General features: G+C 34.9%; 23 protein-coding genes. 7 read left to right on the top strand and 16 right to left on the bottom strand.

Annotation, left to right across the window (positions count from 1 at the left end):
* Positions 1-15 precede the first annotated feature (15 nt).
* Positions 16-951 (top strand): 2-dehydropantoate 2-reductase, encoded by a 936-nt coding sequence (locus IPJ80_06310; protein ID MBK7913095.1) that lies wholly within the window; start codon positions 16-18, stop codon positions 949-951.
* A 19-nt stretch (positions 952-970) separates the two neighbouring features.
* On the opposite strand, the gene IPJ80_06305 is transcribed toward IPJ80_06310, so the two are convergent.
* Positions 971-1,951, bottom strand: coding sequence for a hypothetical protein (locus IPJ80_06305; protein MBK7913094.1), 981 nt, complete (start codon positions 1,949-1,951; stop codon positions 971-973).
* A 367-nt stretch (positions 1,952-2,318) separates the two neighbouring features.
* On the opposite strand from IPJ80_06305, the gene IPJ80_06300 reads away from it, so the two are divergent.
* The gene (locus tag IPJ80_06300; GenBank protein MBK7913093.1) at positions 2,319-4,553 is read left to right on the top strand and encodes a VCBS repeat-containing protein; all 2,235 of its coding nucleotides are present in this window, start codon (positions 2,319-2,321) and stop codon (positions 4,551-4,553) included.
* Positions 4,554-4,652: 99 nt separating this feature from the next.
* A complete protein-coding gene (locus IPJ80_06295) occupies positions 4,653-5,186 on the top strand; it encodes a methylated-DNA--[protein]-cysteine S-methyltransferase (protein ID MBK7913092.1) in 534 nt (177 codons plus the stop codon).
* A gap of 279 nt (positions 5,187-5,465) precedes the next feature.
* Here the strand turns inward: IPJ80_06295 and dinB are convergent, their stop codons facing one another.
* Positions 5,466-6,611 (bottom strand): DNA polymerase IV, encoded by a 1,146-nt coding sequence (gene dinB, locus IPJ80_06290; protein MBK7913091.1) that lies wholly within the window; start codon positions 6,609-6,611, stop codon positions 5,466-5,468.
* Positions 6,612-6,765: 154 nt separating this feature from the next.
* On the opposite strand from dinB, the gene IPJ80_06285 reads away from it, so the two are divergent.
* Entirely contained in the window at positions 6,766-7,497 is a 732-nt protein-coding gene (locus tag IPJ80_06285; GenBank protein ID MBK7913090.1) for a helix-turn-helix domain-containing protein, read from the top strand.
* A gap of 461 nt (positions 7,498-7,958) precedes the next feature.
* Here IPJ80_06285 and IPJ80_06280 read toward each other — a convergent pair whose 3' ends face one another.
* From IPJ80_06280 to IPJ80_06215, 14 genes are all read right to left on the bottom strand, one after another.
* Positions 7,959-9,134: a PDZ domain-containing protein gene (locus tag IPJ80_06280; protein MBK7913089.1), complete on the bottom strand. Its 1,176-nt coding sequence runs from the start codon at positions 9,132-9,134 to the stop codon at positions 7,959-7,961.
* 27 nt (positions 9,135-9,161) lie between these two features.
* A complete protein-coding gene (locus IPJ80_06275; protein MBK7913088.1) occupies positions 9,162-10,601 on the bottom strand; it encodes a M56 family metallopeptidase in 1,440 nt (479 codons plus the stop codon).
* A complete protein-coding gene (locus IPJ80_06270) occupies positions 10,601-10,981 on the bottom strand; it encodes a BlaI/MecI/CopY family transcriptional regulator (GenBank protein MBK7913087.1) in 381 nt (126 codons plus the stop codon). The genes IPJ80_06275 and IPJ80_06270 overlap by 1 nt, the downstream gene beginning before the upstream one ends.
* Positions 10,982-11,247: 266 nt before the next feature.
* Positions 11,248-13,839 (bottom strand): T9SS type A sorting domain-containing protein, encoded by a 2,592-nt coding sequence (locus IPJ80_06265; protein ID MBK7913086.1) that lies wholly within the window; start codon positions 13,837-13,839, stop codon positions 11,248-11,250.
* Between the two features lie 305 nt (positions 13,840-14,144).
* Positions 14,145-14,810 carry a hypothetical protein gene (locus IPJ80_06260; GenBank protein MBK7913085.1) on the bottom strand — a complete coding sequence of 222 codons (666 nt, stop codon included), beginning with the start codon at positions 14,808-14,810 and terminating at the stop codon, positions 14,145-14,147.
* Positions 14,807-15,562, bottom strand: coding sequence for a cyclase family protein (locus tag IPJ80_06255; protein ID MBK7913084.1), 756 nt, complete (start codon positions 15,560-15,562; stop codon positions 14,807-14,809). The genes IPJ80_06260 and IPJ80_06255 overlap by 4 nt, the downstream gene beginning before the upstream one ends.
* Before the next feature lies 1 nt (position 15,563).
* Positions 15,564-16,445, bottom strand: a complete 882-nt coding sequence (locus IPJ80_06250) for an NAD kinase (GenBank protein ID MBK7913083.1) — start codon at positions 16,443-16,445, stop codon at positions 15,564-15,566.
* Entirely contained in the window at positions 16,445-17,743 is a 1,299-nt protein-coding gene (locus IPJ80_06245) for a hypothetical protein (protein ID MBK7913082.1), read from the bottom strand. The genes IPJ80_06250 and IPJ80_06245 overlap by 1 nt, the downstream gene beginning before the upstream one ends.
* A 104-nt stretch (positions 17,744-17,847) precedes the next feature.
* The gene (locus IPJ80_06240) at positions 17,848-18,504 is read right to left on the bottom strand and encodes a CBS domain-containing protein (protein MBK7913081.1); all 657 of its coding nucleotides are present in this window, start codon (positions 18,502-18,504) and stop codon (positions 17,848-17,850) included.
* Positions 18,501-19,277, bottom strand: a complete 777-nt coding sequence (locus IPJ80_06235) for an NINE protein (GenBank protein ID MBK7913080.1) — start codon at positions 19,275-19,277, stop codon at positions 18,501-18,503. Before IPJ80_06235 ends, IPJ80_06240 begins: the two co-directional genes overlap by 4 nt.
* Positions 19,274-20,497, bottom strand: a complete 1,224-nt coding sequence (locus tag IPJ80_06230) for a SpoIIE family protein phosphatase (GenBank protein MBK7913079.1) — start codon at positions 20,495-20,497, stop codon at positions 19,274-19,276. The genes IPJ80_06235 and IPJ80_06230 overlap by 4 nt, the downstream gene beginning before the upstream one ends.
* The gene (locus IPJ80_06225) at positions 20,494-21,450 is read right to left on the bottom strand and encodes an ABC transporter permease (protein MBK7913078.1); all 957 of its coding nucleotides are present in this window, start codon (positions 21,448-21,450) and stop codon (positions 20,494-20,496) included. The genes IPJ80_06230 and IPJ80_06225 overlap by 4 nt, the downstream gene beginning before the upstream one ends.
* On the bottom strand, positions 21,447-21,782 hold the full coding sequence (locus tag IPJ80_06220) for a nucleotide pyrophosphohydrolase (protein MBK7913077.1): 336 nt from the start codon (positions 21,780-21,782) through the stop codon (positions 21,447-21,449). Before IPJ80_06220 ends, IPJ80_06225 begins: the two co-directional genes overlap by 4 nt.
* Positions 21,783-22,235 (bottom strand): D-tyrosyl-tRNA(Tyr) deacylase, encoded by a 453-nt coding sequence (locus IPJ80_06215; protein MBK7913076.1) that lies wholly within the window; start codon positions 22,233-22,235, stop codon positions 21,783-21,785. It lies immediately after the preceding gene.
* Between the two features lie 463 nt (positions 22,236-22,698).
* On the opposite strand from IPJ80_06215, the gene IPJ80_06210 reads away from it, so the two are divergent.
* The 3 genes from IPJ80_06210 (at position 22,699) to IPJ80_06200 (ending at position 25,186) form a co-directional block, all read left to right on the top strand.
* Positions 22,699-23,745: a COX15/CtaA family protein gene (locus IPJ80_06210; protein ID MBK7913075.1), complete on the top strand. Its 1,047-nt coding sequence runs from the start codon at positions 22,699-22,701 to the stop codon at positions 23,743-23,745.
* 60 nt (positions 23,746-23,805) lie between these two features.
* Positions 23,806-24,573, top strand: coding sequence for an alpha/beta hydrolase (locus tag IPJ80_06205; GenBank protein ID MBK7913074.1), 768 nt, complete (start codon positions 23,806-23,808; stop codon positions 24,571-24,573).
* 76 nt (positions 24,574-24,649) lie between these two features.
* Positions 24,650-25,186, top strand: a complete 537-nt coding sequence (locus IPJ80_06200) for a sigma-70 family RNA polymerase sigma factor (GenBank protein ID MBK7913073.1) — start codon at positions 24,650-24,652, stop codon at positions 25,184-25,186.
* Positions 25,187-25,197 lie beyond the last annotated feature (11 nt).

Genomic DNA, 25,197 nt, shown 5'->3' with positions numbered 1-25,197 from the left:
TTAATTTTTAATATAATGAAACACCTCGCTGTCTTAGGCTTGGGAGGCGTTGGAGGATATCTGGGTGGTATGCTTGCAAAACACTATGAAAAAAATCCAGATGTTACTATAAGCTTTATATGTCGCGGAGATCATTTACAACAAATTAAAGAGCATGGTTTACACGTTAAAACTCCTAGCCTTGATTTTGTTGCAAAACCAAATCATGCGACCGATAAACCGGAATCTATAAAACCTATTGATTTTCTTTTTTGCTGTACCAAAACCTATGGTTTAGAATCCGCACTGCATTCAATCAAAACTTGTGTTCATCGAAATACCATTTTTATACCTCTTTTAAATGGTGTTGACAGTTTTGAGCATATTAAAAAAATATTTCCTGACAATCCGGTTTGGAATGCTTGTATTTATATCGTTTCAAGAAAAATAGCTCCTGGTGAAATTGTGGTAAGCGGAATTGAACCAAAATTTTTTTTTGGAACCGATTCCAAAGCGATTGATGCATTGAGTACTTTCCATAATTTAATGCACGAGGCCGCTATTCCCTCCATTTATACAATTGAAATCGTAAAAGAAATGTGGGAGAAATTTTTCTTCATTTCCCCCGTAGCCAGTTTAACCAGTTGGTTAAATCAAAACATCGGCGAGTTTCGTCAACATACTAATCATGTTGAAACCTTACGTTTGTTAATTAATGAACTTAGGTCCGTTGCTGACAAATTAAACATTCCTGTAGATGCCAATATTGTTAATATTGTGTTGGACAGGGTATTCTTTTTACCACCTGAAACAACTACTTCCATGCATTCAGATTTTATCAATAAAAACGAAACTGAATTAGAGTCCCTCACGGGTTATGTAGTTCACTTAGCAAAAAAACTTCAGCTGACCTTGCCAAATTATGAAAGAATTTATCAGGATCTTTTATTAAGAAACCATAGCTCTAAATAATTTTAACTATTCATAAATTTTAATACTTCTGAATTTCTTCGATGGCACCTGCAACTTCTAAAGCTGCATAACGACCGGTATCTTCAAATACAACCTGTCTTAATTTTTTGGAATACAATCGCACTGCGATTCGAGAGTTCATGCTTTCTTCAATTCTTCCATCCATAACTCCTTGAATGGGCGCCGCAAGTTGAGTTGCCTGGTTTCTCTGTGTATTAAGCTCCAATAAATAATTCGTGTTTTCTAAAATCAGTTCAACCTGTTCCAATGTTATTTTACATTTTCGAAGACTTGTTTTATTATACGTAGTAAATCGAATGAGCTGATTTTCATACCACAAGCCGGCAATAAACCCAACAAAAGAATTTCGAATCCAGGGTATGTTTGCTACAGATGCCTTAAATGAAATTCCTGGTTTACTAAAATGATTGGATTGCATCCAAACATAGGACGAAGGAAACGACTGTCCCCAGTCTTTTTCAATGTAGCCTCTCCCATTTTGAAAATCGAGTACTTTAGAATGGTAAATCAGTTGTCCACTGATTGTATGATCCATGCTGACAATTCCATGATAACATTCCATAAAGGGTACAAATGCATAAGGTCCCATAATTCCCGGAGAATACCAGGGTTTAGGCCAACCAACCAAATTTTCAAACTGAAGGGTCCCTTTTATTTCAGGCAAATTCAGGATAATTTCCGTTTCTGAAAAGCGATTTCCTTCAATTTGAATATCAAATGTTCCTGGTTTAGCTTTAAAAACCTCGCCGTCAAATCGATAAAAGTTCGAGCTATGCAATTTTCCATCTAAAACTTGAATAAATGCTTCTTGCTTTCCTTCCGGATCCATGGAGATGCCCGGTATAATAGCCAATGCCTGATCGCAAGCTGCATTTAGCAATTTAAAATACCACCCTTCAAAATAATTTTTGGATTTACCCCATCCCTGATAGTGTTCCGGATTAAAAAAGGCTTTCCATTTTGCAAATTGCTTATTCATTTTAATTTAGAATGATTTGAAAAATACGAAGCATAGAACTTAATGTAATATATAAATTCTATTCAATTAAATTTAATATGTTTTGCTATAAAAATAGTCAAAAGCAAATTCAGTATTTTATAAAATAAACAGTTTGCCGGATCTTAGAAAAATGTTATTCAATAAAATTTTAAAATTACTAAACTCAGTTAAATATACTGATTTATTATAATTTGAATGGTATTAAACAGATTTTAATTTAATTTATTTACTTTCCGGTAGATCTTAACTTTTGAATTTTAATTTAATAAATACCTTTAACCTGTCTTTTTAGGTTTTTGGATTTTAGGTAGTAATGTAATGTTGTTTATATTTAATTATATCAAATATGATTAAGTCATTTCAATTTAAAATTGGACTTTTTTTCTTTATTTTTTTCTCAATAATCGCATGCAAACCGACTGTAGATCCCACTACTAACATGGTCGGGCTTTTGGAAAAAACCTTCAAAAAAAATTCAGTCAAAGAAAATTTTTACTTTCCTAATTATGCATTGATATATTATGATTCTTTATTGAAGATTAATTTAAGTTTTGAAGAGACAATGGAATGTCTCTTCGGCAAAGGAACCACCCTCTTGGCTTTGGGTAGAGAACGTGAGGCAATTCAGGCATTTGAATTGGTTGCAAGTAAATTAAAGGATCCTTATGGCAGTGGTACTGCTACTTTAATGGGTAAATTGGCTTTAGCATATTTAAGAATGGGAGAACGCCAAAATTGTATCAACAACCATACTGCTGAATCCTGTTTATTACCAATTCAAGGCACCGGGATTCATAAAGATCAATCCGGTTCGCGAACTGCCATCAAGTTATTTACAAATATTTTAGACCGAACTCCTGATGATTATTCAGCCCGTTGGCTATTAAATATTGCCTATATGACTGTTGGAGAATATCCGGCTTCGGTACCTCAAAAATATTTAATTGGAAATCTTGATAAAGATCCTGTCACAGTTCCTTTTAAACCCTTTGTAGACATTGCTCCTTTTCTTGGATTGAATACAAAAAACATGGCCGGCGGTTTAATTGTTGATGATTTTAATAATGATAATTTATTAGACGCTGTAACTTCTGACTGGGGATTAACAGAACCCATGCATTTTTTTACCAATGATGGCAAAGGTGGTTTTAATAATCAGTCCAACAGCTCTAATTTAGGCAAATTAAATGGTGGACTAAACATCATGCAAGTTGATTATAATAATGATGGCTATTTGGATATTTTTGTTTTAAGAGGTGGATGGATGGAGCAGTTTGGCGAACAACCGAATTCATTAATTAAAAATAATGGGGACGGCACGTTTACAGATGTAACCGTTCAAGCAGGTTTGTTGTGTTATTTTCCAACTCAGGCAGCTGTTTGGAGAGATTTCAATAAAGATGGTTGGTTGGACTTATTTATTGGTAATGAAACATCCAATCAACAAGCAATCTACCCAAGTCAATTTTTCATTAATAATACAGACGGGACGTTTACAGAATCCGCTGCTAAAGCAGGTTGTCGGATTATAGATTTTACAAAAGGAGTTAGTGCCGGTGATTATGATAATGATGGTTTAGAAGATATCTACATATCCAGTGCAGCTGGAAATCAAAGATTATTTAGAAATACCGGAATCAAAAACGGAATTCCACAATTTATTGATGTGACACATCAGGCCGGTTTAGATGATATTAAAATCAAAACATTTCCTACCTGGTTTTGGGACTATAATAACGATGGTTGGCTGGATATTTTTGTGAGTGGATATGCTTTTGGCAAATCTATAGCACATACGATGTGCTCCGATGCTTTAGGAATTCCACACACCGGGAGCAAAATGTACTTGTATCAAAATAACAAAAACGGAACTTTTACCAATGTTTCAAAAGCTGCCGGACTTGATTATCCTGTTTTCACTATGGGCTGCAATTTTGGTGATATTGACAATGACGGATATCTGGATATGTATTTAGCTACCGGCAATCCTGAATTTGAAGCAATTGTTCCAAATAAATTATTCAGAAATACTGGAAATGGCAGTTTTATGGATATTTCTGTAGTTGCACGTGTTGCAAATCTTCAAAAAGGACATGCGGTAGCCATAGCGGATATCGATAACGACGGTGATCAGGATATTTATGTTATTATCGGAGGTGCTTACCCTGGTGATTATTTTCATAATTCACTCTATTTAAATCCTGGTCAAAATAACAATCGATGGTTACATCTGCTTTTAGAAGGTAAAGAGTCGAATCGCTCTGCGCTTGGTGCCAGAATTAAAATCGTTATTACTGAAAATGGAGTTAAGAGGTCCATTTATCGCGTCGTAAATTCAGGTGGCAGTTTTGGAAGCACTTCTTTGAGAAAAGATATCGGCCTGGGTCAAGCGGATGTTATAGACGAATTAAGCATTACTTGGCCAAGAACTCAAAAAACGCAATCCTTTTATAATGTACCCGTTAATCAAAGTATTAAATTAATAGAAGGTCAAGGAAGTTTAATAAAATTAGAGTTACCAATACAAAAATTCATTGGGGATAGCACAAAAATTCCAATGTGCAAACCAGCAAATATTTAAGGGGGTTCTAAATCTATTTTTATTAATTATTTCAAATAGATTCATTTTATTTACCATTACAATCCGTTTATATTTGCAATTATCATTGACTTTTAAGATTTGCAATTAGACTTTTGTTATATTGAATCCCCTATTGGAAAATTATTAGCTAGTGCTGATCATTCCGGAATTTGTTTTTTAGAATTTATCGATGGCTCCGATCTAACAATTGCTGAATTAAGTTTGCGATTAAAAAAAGATCCGCTTGATATTCATTTTAATATTTCTAATTTATTGAATCAACTCATTTTAGAATTGAATGAATATTTTGCCGGACTAAGAAAATCATTTACGGTTCCCTTGTCTTTTTATGGTACTGATTTTCAAAAAAAGGTTTGGAATGAATTGCTAAAAATTCCTTTTGGAACTACCAGCAGCTATCAACAACAAGCGATTCGTTTGGGGAATCTTGCAGCCATTCGTGCTGTCGCTCATGCTAATGGCACCAATAAACTTGCCATACTGGTTCCATGCCACCGGGTCATCGGTTCCGATGGAAATCTTACCGGATATGCAGGCGGACTGTGGCGAAAAAAATTTTTATTGGAACTGGAACAATCGAATTCAAAACAATTGGCCCTTTTTTCTTCGTGATTCGTTTGGATAGACTGTAGAGAGGAAGTCTGTAGTCTATAGAGAAGAAGTCTAAAAGAAAATTAATTTGGCTTTCCATCCCGGCTTAGGTGTTAGGTGATAATTGTAAGTTGTTACTGGTAAATTATAAATGGTTAATGAACATTTCTTTTTTCTCTTCGAAGTCCAAAATACAATTTTCAATTTTTATTTCAAAATTGCAACATTACAAGATTGTAGAATTGTAGAATTCTTTAAGCCTTCAGACTTCCTCTCTATAGACTACAGACTCTCCACCTCTCACAACACAGCTGCACGCATTACAGATCCGGATCCCCAGCGTTTGCGAATGTGGTCGAGTTGTTGCAACAAGGCTATTTGTTCTTCTGTATCTTCAAATAAACTGATTTGATAATGACCGTGTACCAAGCCGCTAAATTTTAATCCAACCAATCGAATCAATTGTCTTTTTTCATAAAGGCTGTCAAACAATTCATAACACACACGTCGCAGGGTATTATCCTGTGAAGTATATGCAATGCGCCGTTGTTTGGAATAGGTATTAAAATCTGCATAACGTATTTTAACTGTTACACAGGAACACACCCGATTGCTTTGCCGCATTTCGAATGCCAGTTTTTCACACATATCCAGCAATAAAATTTTAATCCGTTTAATATCGAGCGTATCCTGTTCAAAGGTGCGCTCTTTTGAAATGGATTTTTGTTCGTGATAGGGCAAAACCGGCCGTTCGTCAATTGCGTTGGCATGTTCCCATAAATGGCGGCCACTGTCATTGCCAAATTCCCGTTGAAGCAAGGGTACCGGTATCTGACTTAAAATATGAATTGTCCGCACACCCATAAAACTTAATCGTTTATAGGTTTCTTTTCCAATTCCCGGAATTTTTGCAGTACTGAGAGGCGAAAGAAATGAACGCTCCGTTCCTTTCTCAATTTGGATGGCTCCATTGGGTTTCGCTTCATTGGTCCCCACTTTAGAAACCAATTTATTAACGGATAACCCAAATGAAATCGGCAGTCCTGTTTCGCGGGTTAACTTTTGCCTTAATTCTCCCGACCATTTCATGCAGCCAAAATAGCGATCCATGCCGGTGAGGTCCAGGTAAAATTCGTCAATGGAGGCTTTTTCAAATATCGGCGCTTCCTCCGCTATAATTTCGGTTACCATCCCAGAATATTTGGAATAGGAATCCATATCTCCCCGGATAACCTGCGCTTGCGGACAAAGCCGCAAGGCCATTTTCATGGGCATGGCTGAATGCACTCCAAAAGCACGGGCTTCATAACTGCAGGCCGCTACTACACCCCGGTTACTATAGCCTCCCACTATAATTGGCTTCCCCAGCAAACTGCTGTTTTTGATGCATTCCACTGAGACAAAAAAAGCATCCAGATCCATGTGCAAAATCGCACGGTCGTACATAGCTAATAATTAAATTAATCAGTCGATTATATCGGCAAATATAGTCGATATTTTGTTAAAAAGTTTTTTGTTTGTCAAATTTGCCTTAACTTGAGCCGTACTAAAGTTTAACTACATGTTCCTGGCACAAAATCTTCGCTTCCTACGTCAAAAAATGGACTATTCGCAAGCACAGGCAGCCGATAAAATCGGCATTCCACGGACAACCCTTGGAGATTATGAACGAGGACATACTGAACCCGATATGGCCCTGTTGATTAAAATCGCAAAAGCTTATGAGGTCCAAATTGAAGCCCTGCTCACCCGGCAAATGGAAAAACTAAGCTGGGATGAAGTGAGTACTAAAAATGTCAAAATCCTGGCAATGACCATTGATCAAAAAGAAAAAGGCAATATTGAATTGGTCCGAACCAAAGCTGCCGCAGGATATATTGAAAATTTTCAGGATCCAGAATTCGTCAGTGAATTACCACGATTGCATTTTCCGGCATTAAAAGGGTTTTACAGGGCTTTTGAAATTGAAGGGGATTCTATGCTCCCAATGGAATCAGGATCAATCGTGATCTGCAAATATGTCGAACGATTGAATGAAATTAAAAACGACGAACCTTACATCGTGGTTTCCCAAAGAGACGGGGTCGTCTATAAGCGACTGCAATTAAATCAGGAACATCAGGCCATCAACTGCATTTCAGACAATATTCGATACCCGGTTTTTCAATTGGCTTATGAAGATGTCCGAGAAATCTGGGAATATCACGCGCATTTGGCATTCACCGAACCCAAAACCAGCTTTGAAAACTGGAATGAAGATCGCATGGGAGATATTCAGAAAAAAGTCACTGAATTACATAAACATTATATCGGAAAATCTGAAGGGAAATAATATTCGCTTTCAACGTCAAACAAGCTTACGGCAATCAATCTATAGAATGGAAATTAAAATCCAGATATTGCTGATAGCTATAATAAATAAACGATTCGCTTAATTTACAATAAACAATTTGTAAATCGCTACACAAAGAATTGCGAAACTTATCGAAGCCAAAATAATTGCTACAATTCGCATTCTTTTCCTTAGTTCAATTCGCATCGTTTTAATATTTTATTCAACAATAAAAATTTTTTAAGCCGCATCAGAATCCGTGAAGGGTGTATGAAAGCTGTTAGGAAGCAATTCCATTTAATTCATTCCGATCGAATACCAATTGAAATTACCATCACTCTGTATTGAAAAATTTAAATCGGCTTGCTAACTTATAAAAAAAAATCCGGAAGTTCCCTCCCGGATTTCGTTTAATTTTATTAAACTATGCTACTGAAACAAAGATAGAAGAAAGCCAAATTTTATTCTACTATAATTTTTTGTGTTAAAACTTTATCCCCTTGTTTTATTTTAAGAATCAAAGTTCCTTTCGCTTCGTTTTTTATGTCTATTTCCTTATTATACGTTCCGTCAAATACATCCAGTTTTTCATTATAAACTTCTTTTCCATTTAAATCAAGTACCTGTATCGTGGTTGGAACTTTCAAACCGGAAAAGTTAATTTTCATTTGTCCATTGCTGGGATTTGGACTGCTGGTTAAATATTCTACATTTAAAGATTGTTGGTTTTCTTTACGGACTACCACTTCTTTTGAATCAGATTTACCACCCTCACTTTTAATAATCTCGATTTGCTGGTTGGCGCCATCACCATTAATTATTTTAACATCTTTATCGTCACCATTAATAATGATCATTTTTTTCATATTACTGCCTGCACCAGGTAAGCCTTTAATCTCTTCAATCACTTCTTTTCCATCTTTATCTTTCTTAATGATGATGCATTTCCGTTCACCTGAGCCTGCTTCTCCCGGCTTACAACATTTCATTTTAGCCATCCCCGGACTGCAGCTTTTCATACTGATAGCTTCTTCTTTGCGTTCTTGCAACTTGGCATTAAGGTTTTTAACTTTTGTTCCTCTCAAGATATTGACTTTTACTTTATCTCCAGGCTTATTATCTGAAAGTTGCTCTATTACGGCATCTACATTTTTTGTTTCCTTACCCTCAATAGCTAAAATTATATCTCCTTCCATAATTCCTGCTTTCTCTGCAGCAGATCCTTCGAATACTTCAATTACCTGGGCTCCGTTTTCTCCATTAACATTTTCTAATTGAACCCCCAATACTGCTTTGTTAGGCGGTGTTACATTTTTTTCCATTTCAAGCTCATGCCATTCCATTTGATTTTCCATTTCCGGCATTCCATGAAACATCATTTCATGCGTTTCACCGTCAGACAAGGTATTTCCTTTTGCATCTTTAATTATTACCTGAATATCCTTATCCATTGAAGGATCCATTGACATGAAATCAACCGTATCAATTTCTTCTTTCTGCGTTTCCTTTCCGTCAATATTCTCAACGGTTACTTTTTTAATAATGTACTTTGTTTTAGATTTACCTTGCTCCCCTTGCGCTATTAATGCCGTTAATGGAAGCAACATGATTAGGTAAAATAATTTTAACTGTTTCATATGCAATTATTTTATTAATGAAAAAAATTAGTTTATTTGATTGTTGTCGTGCTGAATCGTTCCAGGATCCATCATTTCGTGCTCAGGTTCAACAAGACTTTCTGCGCTCTTATTCATACGTACAATGATAATGGTGCGGTCATCTTCAGGTGCATAACAACGAATTTGTTTTGTGACAATCCAGGATCCCCCATCAGTTGTATGATTTGGTTCTGAATCAATCTGTTTTATTTTAACTATCGTTTTTGTTTTCTGATTCAATTCATTTCGAATCGCTTTTTCTAGTTCAACATTAAAACCATGATTTGATGGATCCTCAAAAACCAAGTCCTGATTTGTATTTAATGGCTCATATTTATAAATGCGCTTTTTAATCACCCTTTTCTTAATATTTGCTTTCTGAGGTTTAGTTGTTTTATCTGTTTGCTTAGTGTAAAATATTTTGTTGTCAAGACAGGCCACATTTTGCACTTGTGCTTCTGTAATAATTTCCTCATTACAAACTGAAACTTGTGTCAGGGGATTCATTTTTATAAAAGCCATTCCCGTCATAAGCAACATAATTGCAAATCCGGAATACATTTCATTTTTAGTACCAGAAATATTTAATACCGTTTCAATTCGCTTTCGCAATTGTTTTTTCTGTCTAAAAAATGGAAGTGAAAATGCTGGAATTAAACCAGAACTCTCTTCTATTCTAATAATTAATTTTGCATACTCCAATTTAGAATTAATATAATTGGAAGCAGATGCATCGGCCAATAATTCGCGTTCGAGTTTTAAATGACTGAGCAAAATATGAACTGCCGGATTATAGAAATAAACAATTTCAATTAAATTCATCATTAAATTGACCCAATGATCTTTATTCAATGCATGAGAGACTTCATGAGCTAAAATACATTCAGCTTCTTTTGCAGTTAACTGATTAATCCAGGCAGTTGGAATTAAAATTACTGGTTTAATAACTCCTGTTAAAAAAGCACTTCCGATTTTATCACTCTGGAGGAGTAAAATATTCCTTTGTATTTTATAGTGTTTGCATACTTTTTGGAATGCAAGGGTCCATGGATCGCTTGCCAATCGATCCGATACATGAATCAGTCGCTTAATGTAAATATGGCTCCACACAAATCGTATACAAAAAACAATGCAACCAATTAACCATATTTGATTTATATATTGTAATGCAAGGTCCTGATCTAAATTTGGAATAAAAGCAGTAATTGAAATTAATTGCAAAGAGGGTTTGTAAACCAAACTAACAAAATTTAAAACACTTGTAATAACAATTAAAATCAGTGCTGAAAGGGATAGCGTATATAAAACCTTTGGGTTCTTTCGATAAAAAATACGCAATAACCACATCACTAATACGATCAGTGCACCTTGCCATAAGGAGTGCATTAAGGTTGAGGCAAAAAGTTCCTGCCAAGGAGTTGCTTCAATGTGGCCGCTTGTTTTCATTATTTGGATTCCAGGTCTTTTAATAATTTTTTAAGATCATTAATTTCATCCGGTGATGCCTTATAGTTTCCTAAAGTCTGCATAACCATCTCCATCGGTGAACCATCAAAAACATGATCTATCATATCTTTTAAATAATTCTTTTTTACCTGTTGCTCCTTAATGGCTGGTTTATAAATATGCAATTTCCCTTCTGCTTCCCGAACACAAAGGCCTTTTTCATACATGATCTGAAGCATCTTTAAGGTTGTTGTGTAACCAACATCCTTGTGCTCATTTAAAAGCTCATTAACCGCTTTAACGCTAGAAGGTCCTAGTTTCCAAAGAATCTGCAGGATTTCTAATTCGCCGTCAGTAGGTTTATGAATTAATTTATTCATGGGTTATATATACAATTGGTGATACAAATATTAAAACAGTGAACAAATCTACGAAATATTTCGTACTATTTAATATTTTTTTAACGTACCATAATAGTAACAAGGTCCGGTTGGATATTTCCAAAGCCTACGATTTTCAAAACACAGGCTAATTATTTTAAGCTGAAGAACTAATTTTACCAAATATAAATTTGAAATTTATGATTATTTTATTGATAATCAAAATAATATTTTGAAAATTACAGCGTGTACTTTAATAGGATCCTTTACAGTTTTTCAAACCGTACATCCTCTGTTCCTTTAGCGGTAATGCATTGAATGACATACCAGCCCGGACTTAACTTACCAATATAGATCCTGCTTTCCGATGTCGAAATATCTCGTATTGGGACTCCCTGAAGGTTTAATAAGCGCATCTTACGGATCGCAGATTGGTTTTTATACTTAATATATAGATACTCTTTGGCTATCGTTGGATAAATCTCAAAGGATGCATCGGGATTAATTGTTGCCGTCCGTACCGGAATGGTAATTTTAATGGTAGTTGTACAATTATTTGCATCTGTAATGATTAAATTATAGTCACCAGCCTTCAGAGAATCCGGGTTTTCATTGAGAATTTTAAAAGTATACGGTGCTACTCCTCCTGTAATGATAAGATTACTAATTCCACCATCATTTTTACCAGGTGTTGCGGATCGAATACTATAATTTGCATTCAAAGATGCAGGTTCTACTATATTAAAATTATACACTTTATTGGTATTCTTGGCAGAAGTGATCGTTACATCATAATTTCCCGCTACCAGATTTGCGATTTTATTGCTGGTTTCACCGGTGCTCCATTTAAAACTAAAAGGATCAGCACCTATTAAGTCTTCTATTTCAATTGCAGCTTTATCACCATGACATAATATGCTATCAATTTTTATTTTTGAAATTTTAGGAATGCTGCAATCAAAGCTTATTGATTTGCAGGTATAATCTTCATCACAATCACCAATTGCAATCAAACAAATGCTTTGAGGGGATTTGTCACAATCCAAAACGGCATCTACTTCTGTAGCGGCCAAAGTGTCCTTTCCAATAATCCATTTTACACTCCGTGAATTTTTAGATTCTGACTTTAGATGTACAAACTCATAATCTTTAGTAAATGTAAAATCTGCTTTTGGGGTCACGCTTAAAACTTTTGTGAGCGTATCCCTCACCCCTGCAGATAAATTATAAAAACTACCACTTGCCGTTGTTTCAAGCTTAACAGCCCTTACCAAATATTCATATTTAAATCCATTAAATGGGCACATGTCTCGATAAAAAGTATCCATTACATTTCTTGCAGAAACTTCATAGATGGAATTTCCTGTAATTCTGCGATACACATTATAACCATGAGTTGCCTCATTAGATTTTCTCCATTTTAAATCGATGTGCGGACCTGTTTCAACTGCTTCTAATGTTTCAGGTGCTGCAATCGGATACATAATTAAACTTGGGTCACCCATTAAAGCAACATGAGTGGACCGCGCTCCAAATCCTGCCTGATACAGACTGGAATTATTAATACTTAATTTACCACACAATCCAATATGATCTCCCATTGCCATATAATGCATAGACCACAAAGGTCTGCCTGACCAGGCATTACTAAGGATGGTTCCACTGGCCAATGCTGCACGTAAAAAATTATTCGGACTGTCCCAATCACCAAAATAACTGCCAAATAAGAATGTAAAAACGGATTGTAAACTATCAACGGCCATGTTTTGCGTGGTACTGATCCCTCCTGCACCTTCATACCAACCTCCACCTGCTCCATAAGACCACAAATAAGATTTTTTTAATAAACTATCTCTATAATTACCGTATTCAACATTTGAGGGTCCGAAAAATGCGGAAAAATTTTTCATGCCACTTTGACCAAATGCTTCTCCGGCAAAATTAAAATTGTCTAATACAATGCCTCTTCGGACTGCGTTTATTTGTCCGGTGCGCCATTTGTGGTTTTTATTTAAATAACTTCTCAACAATTCAATTTCAGATTTTGAAAACGCAGGCATATTGAAAAAATCTACGCGACCTACTTCTAAATCCACATCACTGGGCAAACTGCTTTGATCAAATTTTCCATCACCTGGTATGTTTTTATTTGCAGCTCTTCCAGCACTGACATCATCAACAATTACATCGGTCCAGCTTCCATCCAATTCACCATAGTAAGAATCACAAGGCCAGGCTCCTACATGGTCTGTATGTCCATCTGGTGCTATGTCTCCTGAATATGGTACTTTAACATGACCCAAAATGAATACAGACTTTAAATCCGGATTGGATCGCTTCAAATCTGCAATTTTTGTTCGTATTTCAACTACCGTATTTTTAGAAGTAGGCACATAAGTCAATACATTCCAGGATTCATTGGAAACGTCGGCCTTCCAAATATCAATTTCTGTTTTCAAGCTAACATTGACTAAACTGTCAACCAACAACAAGATACTTCCACGACTATCTGTTTCGGGTAGTTTGATCCCGGCATACACGTATCCAAAACCATTTGACACAGGACTAACCTTGGAGACCCGATATTCATAGCCTTTACCCACTTCCACGTTTTTGTCTACATATCGGGTAGAATCTTTCGATACATTGGCAATAAAACTGCCCCAGCTTGTTGCAGATTTTGTCTTTCTGAAAACATAATAATTCGTGGCATCAGGATCTGCAATCCAATTAAGTGTAATGCTAGCAGGACTTTCCTGTGTCTCTACCCAGATAAGAACAGAAGCTTTTATACTGTAATTTTGAGCCTTTAAAAATGCGGCACTTAGAACAAAAAATAATAGGATTGAAAAACGCATGGTTGAAATTTTACTCTAAATTATAAACTTATTATGGATTAATCAAAGTTGAATTCCTGCAAGACGATTAAAATCATACCAAATCGTATCGCGTATGATTAATGATTGTGTTGCAAGTTAATTATCAATATATTAAATATATTATTAAATGTCATACGCTGCTTCCAAATTCTGATAAATTGAATTTTCAAAAAATCTTAGGTACAATTTTATTCCAGTGTCAATTTTTTGATTTCAGGATTAACCAGCAAATGATGTGATCAAAGAATTGTGCACCCCAACAATTGGCATTGTTGGCGTTTCTACTAACTGAATTCATCGTTTTTTTTCAACATCCGATTCATTTCCTGTTTTGCTTTCCGAAAATACATCAATTGCAAACCGACAAATGATAAAATTCCTCCAGCAAACGCAAGATTTCTAAAAGCATTCATCGTCTCCTTGAACTGCGGATAAAATGGGGTAATAATAAAGACACTTACTCCAGTTATTACCAGTGAGCTAAGTAAAAAGGCAACAACCAATGCAATTTTATCTTGTTGATTTATCTGGGCAGTTTGAAATAAATTTGAAAATAATTTTCTGCTATACTCTTTATTCCCTGATTTCCACTTTACTAATTCTGCATAAATTTTACAAGCCTCTTCGATTTTGTTTTCATTTTTATATGCCTCTGCTTTGTAGTATAATATTTTTTCAAAAATTGCTTGTTGTCTTTCATTAAAAAACCGGTGGTTGATGAGTTCTGATAAAAATGCATCCGCCTGTGTATAAAATAAGCTGTATTTATCTAGTTTATATAAGGCTTCTATGTAATTGAATTTTATTTCGACATACTCATCGTATTCCAGTTTTACAATTTGATCAAAATGATGCTGGTAAAAATAATAATAATCATAAAATGCCTTTTCCGGAATATTTTTAAATCTGGAAAAAACCTTGCTGCCGATTTGTTTATAATTCGTGATCATACGAGTTCTTCCAATCGAAACAATAATGGTCTTGAAGGGACTGCATCTTGTTCCATTGAAGCAAGCTGCAAATTAATTAAATAATAGTTATCCTCCAGATGATCCGGTATATAAATCAATTCAGTGATACTGCAATTTAAAGCTCGATTCCCTTCCCAAAAGCAATGATGTGCCGCCAATTTCCCACCATCTTGTTCTCGGTCTACTGAGGGAAGATCTATCAATAAATGTTTAACTTGCTTTGATACGATAAAATCTACGGCTTCTTTGGATAAATAGGGTGGATTGGTTCCAGAATAATGCTGTTTCGTTTTTGAAATATCATTTGGAAGTGTTCGGATAATTAAAAATTCAGGGAGGTCAATATCCTCTAAAAATCGTTCCAGGCTTTCTGCTTGAATGATTCGATCCCCATTCTCTGTTTTCGTTGGATAAATAGATACCAAATAGGCTATTCCAAAAAACTGATTCATGATTTGATTCACAGAATGACGTTCTTTTGAAATATGACCAACCCCTTCTGTGTGAGTTCCGCCACCGTGTATATTTATAAAGGTGTTAAAAAAGTTTACCGGACCTCCTTCCTTTACAGAACCTATAAAATCGCCTTGTTTTACTGCCTGACTGCTAAATAAATTGGCATAAAAGCAATTCACTTGCTGGGGGCCCTCTTTATATGATATAGACAAATCAATGCCCTGGTTTAAATCACATGTATAGACTTTGTGTTCCCGGCTAAATTGAATTTTCATCTTAATTGCGTTGATCTAAACCCCAGTTTAATTTATCGTGCATTGTTTTCAAAAAACTTGATGGTTGCAGTTGAATTAAGCGTATGGAAAAGTCACACTTTCTAATTCCTAGCTGATAGTCCGCAGTTATAACTTCATATCTTGAGTCAAGCGTGCATAGAAAATTATCCGTTCGTCCTTCCACTTCAAAACTAAGAATCGCATCATCCGGCAACACCACCGGCCGTACATTCAAATTATGGGGTGCAACTGGTGTAATTATAAGATTTTGGGCTTGTGGAAACAAGATCGGACCTCCACAGGATAATGAATACCCGGTAGATCCTGTGGGTGTTGCAATGATCAATCCATCAGCCCAATAGGAATTTAAAAAATCGCCATTGACATAGGTATGAATCGTAATCATGGAAGAGTTGTCCCTCTTTAAAATAGAAAAATCATTCAGCGCAAATGGAGTTTCTCCGAAAAGTGGCACGTTGCATTCCAATTGAATCAGGGTTCTTTCATCCAATTCATACATTCCGTTCATCAAATTATGTACGGCATCTGCGATCAATCGTTTTTCAATACTAGCCAAAAAGCCCAATCTCCCCAAATTTATTCCTAAAATAGGTATTCGGCTTTCTCTAATAAATGTCAGGGCATTCAAGATGGTACCATCTCCACCCAAGGTAATCATGCAATCAGGCTTCAACCGCAGCACATCCTGGTAATCATTCCAAGTAGAAAGGCCAGTCGGTTTTATACCCATTTCTTCGCATTGCTCAAGAAAACTATCCTTTATGTAAATTTCCGCTCTGGCTCCTGCCAAATGGTGAAGTAAAGACTGGATATTTGATATATCGTCTTCTTTAATTTTCTGTCCAAACAATAGTACTTTCATCAAAATGCCTTTCTTGTATGAAAATAGATTCCGTCTTCCTTCAAATGGTTCACACTGTAATTAAGATTAAACTGAAAAACTTCATTGATTGTAAAGTTAAGTCCTGGACCCAGACTAAACAAAATTTTATTGGTTAAATCATTGGATTGAAAATAAAACGGGTCATTTACATAGGCCGTATTGACTTGTAAACTAAGATCCAAATCAGTCTTTATTAAAAAACTATTAATTCGTAAGACTCTTTTAAAAAAATCCGTTGTATATGAACCTATAAAATATCTGAACTCGTTGTGATTGTAAATAAAATCCAATCCATCAATACTATAAAATTCATAACCTGAAATCCCCGTATCATTATAATCATATCCTTTATAGATATTTAATGGTTTTTTCTTCCGGACTAATGCAAGTTCTCCTGTAATATTAGTCTGTATATAACAATGATTAAATAATTTTTTACAGGCTTTAATTGATTGAACAAAATTAAAATAGTTTAAATCCTCTTGCTTTAATAATCCGGCTTTCTTAATCGCCCAGTTTAATTGCAAGCCTCGTGTTGGTCTTAAAATATGATCCATATCAAAAAAACTTGCTGTTGCAATTCCAAGACTAAAATTTTGTAAATGATCTCCTGTCAATAAATAGTCTGGATATTCCACCGCAAGTTGTTTATTAAGCTTGTTATTAAAATAATGAACTTCAAATGTGTAATTCCAAAATTTATTTTGCTTATAATTTAAACCAAGAACCACTTCTTTATTAAAATAAATTTTAGTATCGCCAATTTTCTTGTAAACAGCTTTGTTGTTTTTGATTTGAATAGGTATTTCTTTGTGCTCAATATAATTTAAAGCAGAATACAGTCCAAATTTAGAATTGGAAAATAGCGCTGGGCGATTGTATAAGAATTGTAACTTTCGTAAATAACCTCCTTGCAATTTGAATTTAAATTGATCTCTAACACCCGTAAAGTTTACATGATTTAAGCCAAGACCATAATTTACCCGTTTCAATGACCGATTGTGTTCGTTCCACCAAACATTAAAATCCGGGTCAGAAATTTCAAATATAACCGAAGGATAAATATACCAGTTTTCCTGCAAGACAACCTTAAAGCGGACCCCACCGGTTTCTTCAAATAAATAAATCGGATAAACTTCTATTTTTAAAAATAAATTCGTCTTTCTTAAATCTGATGTAATCAGCTCCATGGTTTGAATTACTTCATCTTGAAGAATTTTATCTCCATCGTTAAACCGGAGCTCCCTTCTGATATACCATTCCTTGGTTTTTTTCAAACCATTAAATTCAAATCCCTGGATAACCAGTGTATCAAATTTTTGGGAAATTCCTTTTAGATTAAGGAATACAAAAAGGAGAATTATGAGTAGCCTAAAAATAATTACAGATTTAAATAACTCATCAACATATTAAATCGCTCCTGCATAGGATCATTAAATCGCTCTTCCGAAAATAGTTCAACTACTTCAATGCCATATCGCTGAAACGAGCTAACGATGCCTTGAGCATCCTGACAATTTAATTTTAGAGTTATAAATAAACTTCCAGCATCAGATGCATCGCTCACAAACGTACCTAATACATTACAATCTTGTTCTTCTATTATTCGTGCAATTTTACTTAAGGAATAATCCATTCTCCGCTGGCTTAAAACAATAATGCAGCCTGGTTCAGTCATTGCAAAACACTGGCCATAAAATTGAATGAGACTTTGCTTGGAAATAATCCCAATAAACTCATCATGATCATTAACAACCGCTATGCAACTTAAGTGGTTTTCAACGATCCGGGTCCAAATCTCAAAAAAATGACTCTGTGGTCCAACGGAATCGTGAATTTGGCATGGGATTTCTTTTAAAAGAGTTTTTTCGTCGTTTTCAAACAAATCCTCTTTCGAAATCATTCCTTCAAAATGTTGGCCCTCTAAAACGATTGCTTCTGTAAATCCTGTTTGTTGAAGATACTTTTTTGCGGTTCCAGCAACGTCTTTAAACGAAAACGCAGTTAAATTCTTATCTAAAAAATTGAGTGCTATCATTTATCTTTTATTAATTCGATCGGTACTTTATTTGCTAATACAAATTGCTCTTCTTGTTTTACCTGTTCTTCTTGCAAACTATTTTGAAGTTGCATTTTCAATTGCTCATTTAAACGGAATTGATTCTTTTTAAAACCTTCAAATACTGACAAAACACGAATATACGCCAGGGCTTCGTGGTTTAATATTTTTTCATAAGCCTTAAATCCATTTGCCACTGCCAAATCCAGATGTGTAAAAGCCTCCTTTGCTTTTTCTTCTAAAGAATATGCACATGCAATATTAAAGTGAATGGCAAAATCATCGGGGCTTGTTTCCAATGCCAAATTAAAATCCGCAATAGCACCTTTTGTGTCAAAATCTTTAAATTTTTTTATTCCGGACTGTTTGAGGTTTTCCGCTTCTTTTCGTTTTTTAAAATTCATTACGGTTGGATAATTCCTGGTACTTTTTGGTGATTCATCATCAATCATAATGTAGCGACCCCCGCGATTAATGGTCCGCTCTTTGGATTTTTCAAGTCTTCTGCCAAATCGATCTCTGAAAAAATAACTGTTGTACCGTCTATCAAATTCAGCATTGTCCATGGTCAAAAGTTTATACGCATCGTACCAACCTAAAAACGCGGTCAATGGCATTCCTGCAAAACGACCCAACCATATAAAAAGTGCTATATAAGATATACCCAATTCCGGCTGCCGTAGATAAAATTTATGGGCTCCAAATCCGCCAGCTACAACTGCCAAAAGTATAGCTACAAATTTTTTCTTCATGTTTCTGAAAATTTAAACGTAACCAGAGCAATATCATCAGGAATTTCTTCTTTTCCTTTAAAATCTGTTATATAGTCCATAATGGAATTACACATTTCTTTGGCGGGTGCATTTCGATGTTCTAAGATATAACTGCGCAACATGTCTTCAGTAAAATTTATCCCTAAGCTGTTCTTTAAATCGATTAATCCATCGGTAAATGCGACCAATATCGTATTTTCTTTTAAATCTATAATTCCTTCATGTATTTCTGGTAATTGATCAAAATGACCGATGATGGTTGTCGTTGCCTTTAGGTCAATAAATTTTTCATCTTGAAATAAAACGGGTGGTATGTGGCCAGCGTTGACATAATACAATTTCTTATTTTTTAAATCTGCCACCGCAATAAAAAAAGTTAGATATTTTTCTCCTTTTGTAATTCTCATAACCGCTTGGTTTAAAACCATAACCAGGGTTTCAAGATCTTTGTATTGTTGACCCAGATTTTGCAACAAGGCTTGAAAATTTGCCATGATCATGGCCGCCGCAATTCCTTTTCCAGATACATCTGCAATGCAAAAACAAATTTTATGTTCGGAAAACCATAAGTAATCAATATAGTCCCCTCCAACTTTGTAATGAGGTCTGTAAACATTGGCCAAAGAAAAGTTGGCTCCACATGGCATTTGTTCCGGAATCAGCATTTGGGTTACCTCTTTTGCCAGCTCCCATTCTTTTTCTTGTACGATCTGTTTTCTTACCAATCGTTTGTTTTCAATTGCTACTGCAACAATATTTGTGATGGATGTAATAAATTGAATATTATTAAAAATCTGATCTCCTCTTTTTACACCACTTATTAACGAATACGCAATGGGTTCCGTTTTATGATAGACTGGAATAATAAATTCAAATCCCTGTAGTTTGGCATTATCCGTTTTTTTAATTGTGTGTAATCGATTGTATTTAATAAACAATTGGGGTAAACCGGCTAAGTCTAATTCCGGATCTAAATCATGTGTAACTACGAGTTGCCAGTTATCATCTTCTCTGATAAAAAGTGCCAAACGCTCAATGCTGAGTTCCCAGGTTAAAAAACTTTTATACATATTGAAAAGTTCCTCCTGGGGAAGGTTTTCGTTAATCGCCTGGGTAATATTTAATAATGAGGTAATCTGAAGCTGTTTTAAACTCAGCTCATTTTCCATTTTAGTTAAAATTGCTTCTTCCCGGCTCATCTTATTTCTTGCATTCTGACATCGGTTAAATCCCGCAGATGAGCGGTTATCACCTGAAAAGACAGAATCAGCAAAACTACAACAATCGAAGGAATCAATGCCAATAAGGGTTTCCCTGAGATAGCATACGAATATTGTTCCTGAAGTATATTTCCAAGGCTGGGAATGGGTGGCTGAAGTCCAAATCCTAAAAAGGACAGTCCCGATTCTAATAAAACGGCCAAAGCAAAGTTTCCGGCAGCGCTTACCCATACCGGTCCCATTAAATTGGGTATTATATGCTTAAATAAGATCCGAAGTTCAGAAAATCCCATGGCCTTTGAGGCTTGAACAAATAACATCTCCTTATAATACAGTACCTGAGCCCGAACCAGTCTGGCTACATCTCCCCACATGGTAAGTGCTATTGCAATAAAAATTGAACTAAAAGATCTTCCAAAGCTTAAAATGATAGCAAATGCCAATAAAATAGTGGGTAATGACCAAAATACATTTATTAAAATTGAAATGAATGCATCCGTCTTTCCACCAAAAAATCCTGCCAATCCACCCAAAACCAAACCAATGATTAATGACAAAACTACCGAAGCGAATCCTATAATCAAGGTATAGCGCAGTCCGACTACTATTCGGCTTAAGACATCTCTGCCAAACTTGTCAGTACCAAACCAAAAACAGGAGCAAATAGTTTGTTCGTTTTGTTTGAATTCAACGACCTGGTTTTTATAAACTGACCTGCTTCCATTGAAGAATCTATCTACCAATCCTTGGTCTGATTCGGTTATCAATTGCTTATTCAAACAATATGTTTGGCCTGGATTCATCAAAGAAAATTCTGGAATTTGATTATTGGCAAACCTGCTTTGGTCTGGAACGATCAGGTAAGCTAAGAATGCGAAAACACAACATCCCGACAAGAACACAATGGCGCAATAAAAACTCGCTTTTTTCAATTTTTAAGTTTAGGATTTTCAGAATGCCGCTTGTTGTCTCGAGTTGTTTTTTTAAGCATATTTTTCTTAAATGCTTGATCCAGGTCAATATTCAATTGATTTGCAAGACAGATCACCACAAATAAGATGTCTGAAAGTTCATCTTCCAGTTGTGAGTTTATATCAATCTCTGATTCTGTTTTTTTAAATGATTGTTCTCCATACTTTCTGGCAATAAGTCTGGTGAATTCCCCAACTTCTTCCATTAATAACAAAGTATTTGTCGTTTCATTAAAATACCGAACACCCAAATTTTGAATCCACTTATCTACAAGTTCTTGTTCTGATTTCATTTATTCCCGTTGTTTAGAATCTATAAAAATAGTCACTGGACCATCATTGATCAATTCAATTTTCATATCAGCTCCAAATACCCCTGTTTTAATTTCTTTATGGCTTGCTAGTTCGAGTGCTTTTATAAAAGCTAAATACCAATTAGTTGCTTCTGAAGGGATTGCTGCTGTAGTAAATCCGGGCCTGTTCCCTTTTTTAGTACTCGCAAATAAAGTAAATTGGCTTACTAACAAAATGGCTCCATTGATATCAATAACTGATAAATTCATCTGATCCTTTTCGTCTGAAAAAATTCGCAAATTGCAAATTTTATTTACCAACCAATCTACATCCATTTGTTGTTCGTTTTGGCCAATCCCCAAAAAAACCAGCAGTCCTTTTTGAATCTCAGAATATTTAGTTCCTTCTATCCATATGGATGCTGAAAGAACCCGTTGAATTAAAACTCTCATAATTATTTTATAAACATATATTTTAATTGTAAAGCTTAATCTTCTGTTTATCAATATTTAAAAATCTATTTTTTCGCAAGCTTTCGTTTCGTTTTTAAACATTTGGGCTCCTTTTTTTAATAAGTTCCTCTTTTTTACCTCAATTATATCTTTTTTTTATTTCAATTGTGAATAAAGATTGGTTTTATCGTAAGTTTTAAACATTTTCTTATAAGCCCGTTTTAAACAATTACTTTTTAAACATTTTTATTGAAACTTCTTTAATCCTTCTGAATCATTTATTTAGTTTGATTAAAAACTTGTTTAAAAAATGTTTAAAACCTGAAAAGGGGAACCAATTAACATTTTAACAGAGCCTTATTCATTTTTATCTTATAGTTTATATTTAAATAAAGATATATAAGAAGGGGAAAATTTAATTGAAGAAAAACCGCTTAGAAATACTCAATTTTGTACGGTGGAAATGCCTAAAAACAATAAATTTATTTTACAATGGCTATGGGCTGGCTTAGTGCTTGTGTTAATCCAAATTATTTTGGGAGGCATTACCAGGCTGACCGGTAGTGGCTTAAGTATCACCCGTTGGGATATCATAACCGGAATTTGGTATCCACTGAGCGAAGAACAATGGACTTACTATTTCGATTTATATAAGCAAACGCCCCAATATACCAAAGTAAATGCGTGGATGGATCTGGAGCGTTTTAAATTTATTTTCTTTTGGGAGTATTTTCACCGGCTTTGGGCACGTTTAATGGGTCTCGTATTTATTTTACCTCTTTGCTATTTTTTATTTAAGAATTTACTGAGTACACAATTAAAAATCAAAGTGCTTGTGATTTTTATTCTGGCAATTTTAGTTGCTTCTTTAGGATGGATTATGGTTGCAAGCGGATTAGTAAGTTATCCATGGGTCAATGCATATAAATTGTCATTTCACTTAGGTGTTGCCGTGGTGTTACTGAGTTATATTTATTCAACCATTCTGTTTGTTGAAGGCAATCAAATTAAATGGAAAGTATTTAAAACTTTATTTAATTTACCTGTAATTTTTTCAGCTTTAATATTTTTTCAAATTTATATAGGGGGAATTATGGCTGGGATGAAAGCTGCATTGGTAGCACCTGAATGGCCTTTATTATTAGGTCAATGGTTTCCTAAAGAAATTTTTCAGTTTTCAAATTATTCAAATTTTTTATTTTCTGAGTATGAAATATCACATACTGCACCTGTAATCATTCAATTTTTTCACAGATTGATTGCCTATATTATTTTTGTTCTAATGCTGTTAATACTTTATAGATATCACCTTAAATTCAGGAGTAAATTATATCCCATTTTATTTTTAGTTGTTGTGCAAATTTTATTGGGAATATTTACTTTAATAAACAGTCATGGGTCAGTTCCACTTTGGTTGGGTTCATTACATCAATTGACCGGAATTGTATTATTATTGGTCAGTATTAATTTTTTAAGTATAGTTTCGAATGCTGGCAGCTCAGTGAAATAGATAAATTGCATTTCATTATTATTGGAATTAGATTATTTTTGTCGGAACCTTAAGCATTATATGGAATTTAAATTAATAGAAGAGGATAAATTTAAATATATAGAGACAAACACTTCAGGTCCTAATCTCATGCTTTTGCATGGTCTTTTTGGTGCTTTAAGTAATTTTGAAGGGATTCTCAATCATTTTAAGGACAGATATAATGTAATTATTCCCATTTTACCGATTTACGAACTTCCTATTTTTAAAGCATCTTTAAATGGATTGGTTGAGCATGTATTGGATTTTGTCAAATTTAAAAAGTTTGAAAAGCTCAACCTGGTTGGAAACAGTTTAGGGGGTCATATTGCCTTATTATATGCCCTTGCCGATTCCGAAAGGATCAATACAATCACTTTAACCGGAAGTTCTGGTTTGTTTGAAAGTGGAATGGGAAGCAGTTTCCCTAAACGTGGAGATTACGAATATATTAAGAATAAGACCGAGGAGACGTTTTTTGATCCAAGGGTGGCAACTAAAGAGTTGGTGGATGAAGTATATGATATAGTAAATGATCGCGGCAAAGCAATTCGGGTAATAGCCACTGCCAAATCAGCGATTCGGCACAACTTAGGGGATAAGCTGCAAAATATTCATGCCCCCACTTTATTGATTTGGGGTAAAAACGATGGAGTTACACCGCCATTTGTAGCTGAGAAGTTTAAGGAGTTGATTCCGAATTCCAGCTTATTTTTCCTTGATTCCTGCGGACATGCTCCCATGATGGAAAAACCAGTTGAATTTAACCGTATTTTGGAGGAATTTCTTAGTAAGGAAAGCGCTAACTAATTGATTATTAGGATTAAATACTTTTAAAGCAGCGTTTTGAATAGAAAGAGCGTCTTAACATAAAGCTAGTGGTCTCGTGGAAATAGAACAGATCATACAAGGTTGCCTAAAGGGAGATCGCATCAGTCAGAAGGCATTGTTTGATCGCTATTCAGGGAAAATGTTGGCGGTCTGTAGCCGCTATTCAAGACATTTGATGGAAGCGGAAGACCTCTTACAGGATGGCTTTATAAAAGTATTTACCAACCTGGAACAATATAAATTTGAAGGTCCATTCGAGCAATGGATCCGGAGAATCATGATCAATAATGCTATAAAAAATTGTCATCGGAAGAGTTTTCAAAATGAATACTCCGTGGGTGATGAGCTTCCGGAAACGTTTGAAGATCCTGAAGCAATTGATAGCATGAGTGAACGGGAATTACTCGGGCTGATTAATGAATTACCGGATGGATATCGGATGGTCTTTAATCTATATGCTATAGAAGGTTATTCTCATAAAGAAATAAGCGAAAGCTTAAAAATTGAGGAAAGCACTTCAAGATCTCAATTAGTTAAGGCAAGGAAAGTATTACAAGATAAATTATTAAAGCTTCAAAAAACTACTATATGATAAATTCGGGC

The organism is Saprospiraceae bacterium (assembly GCA_016714025.1).
Lineage (GTDB): Bacteria > Bacteroidota > Bacteroidia > Chitinophagales > Saprospiraceae > Vicinibacter.
This window is presented reverse-complemented; position numbering and strand designations above follow the sequence as displayed.

What these genes read in the sequence shown, in the direction of transcription:
- IPJ80_06310 (MBK7913095.1), top strand. Translation starts at nt 16, where the DNA reads ATGAAACACCTCGCTGTCTTAGGCTTGGGAGGCGTTGGAGGATATCTG.
- IPJ80_06305 (MBK7913094.1), bottom strand. Translation starts at nt 1,951, where the DNA reads ATGAATAAGCAATTTGCAAAATGGAAAGCCTTTTTTAATCCGGAACAC.
- IPJ80_06300 (MBK7913093.1), top strand. Translation starts at nt 2,319, where the DNA reads ATGATTAAGTCATTTCAATTTAAAATTGGACTTTTTTTCTTTATTTTT.
- dinB (MBK7913091.1), bottom strand. Translation starts at nt 6,611, where the DNA reads ATGTACGACCGTGCGATTTTGCACATGGATCTGGATGCTTTTTTTGTC.
- IPJ80_06285 (MBK7913090.1), top strand. Translation starts at nt 6,766, where the DNA reads ATGGACTATTCGCAAGCACAGGCAGCCGATAAAATCGGCATTCCACGG.
- IPJ80_06280 (MBK7913089.1), bottom strand. Translation starts at nt 9,134, where the DNA reads ATGAAACAGTTAAAATTATTTTACCTAATCATGTTGCTTCCATTAACG.
- IPJ80_06275 (MBK7913088.1), bottom strand. Translation starts at nt 10,601, where the DNA reads ATGAAAACAAGCGGCCACATTGAAGCAACTCCTTGGCAGGAACTTTTT.
- IPJ80_06270 (MBK7913087.1), bottom strand. Translation starts at nt 10,981, where the DNA reads ATGAATAAATTAATTCATAAACCTACTGACGGCGAATTAGAAATCCTG.
- IPJ80_06265 (MBK7913086.1), bottom strand. Translation starts at nt 13,839, where the DNA reads ATGCGTTTTTCAATCCTATTATTTTTTGTTCTAAGTGCCGCATTTTTA.
- IPJ80_06260 (MBK7913085.1), bottom strand. Translation starts at nt 14,810, where the DNA reads ATGATCACGAATTATAAACAAATCGGCAGCAAGGTTTTTTCCAGATTT.
- IPJ80_06255 (MBK7913084.1), bottom strand. Translation starts at nt 15,562, where the DNA reads ATGAAAATTCAATTTAGCCGGGAACACAAAGTCTATACATGTGATTTA.
- IPJ80_06250 (MBK7913083.1), bottom strand. Translation starts at nt 16,445, where the DNA reads ATGAAAGTACTATTGTTTGGACAGAAAATTAAAGAAGACGATATATCA.
- IPJ80_06240 (MBK7913081.1), bottom strand. Translation starts at nt 18,504, where the DNA reads ATGATAGCACTCAATTTTTTAGATAAGAATTTAACTGCGTTTTCGTTT.
- IPJ80_06235 (MBK7913080.1), bottom strand. Translation starts at nt 19,277, where the DNA reads ATGAAGAAAAAATTTGTAGCTATACTTTTGGCAGTTGTAGCTGGCGGA.
- IPJ80_06230 (MBK7913079.1), bottom strand. Translation starts at nt 20,497, where the DNA reads ATGAGCCGGGAAGAAGCAATTTTAACTAAAATGGAAAATGAGCTGAGT.
- IPJ80_06220 (MBK7913077.1), bottom strand. Translation starts at nt 21,782, where the DNA reads ATGAAATCAGAACAAGAACTTGTAGATAAGTGGATTCAAAATTTGGGT.
- IPJ80_06215 (MBK7913076.1), bottom strand. Translation starts at nt 22,235, where the DNA reads ATGAGAGTTTTAATTCAACGGGTTCTTTCAGCATCCATATGGATAGAA.
- IPJ80_06210 (MBK7913075.1), top strand. Translation starts at nt 22,699, where the DNA reads ATGCCTAAAAACAATAAATTTATTTTACAATGGCTATGGGCTGGCTTA.
- IPJ80_06205 (MBK7913074.1), top strand. Translation starts at nt 23,806, where the DNA reads ATGGAATTTAAATTAATAGAAGAGGATAAATTTAAATATATAGAGACA.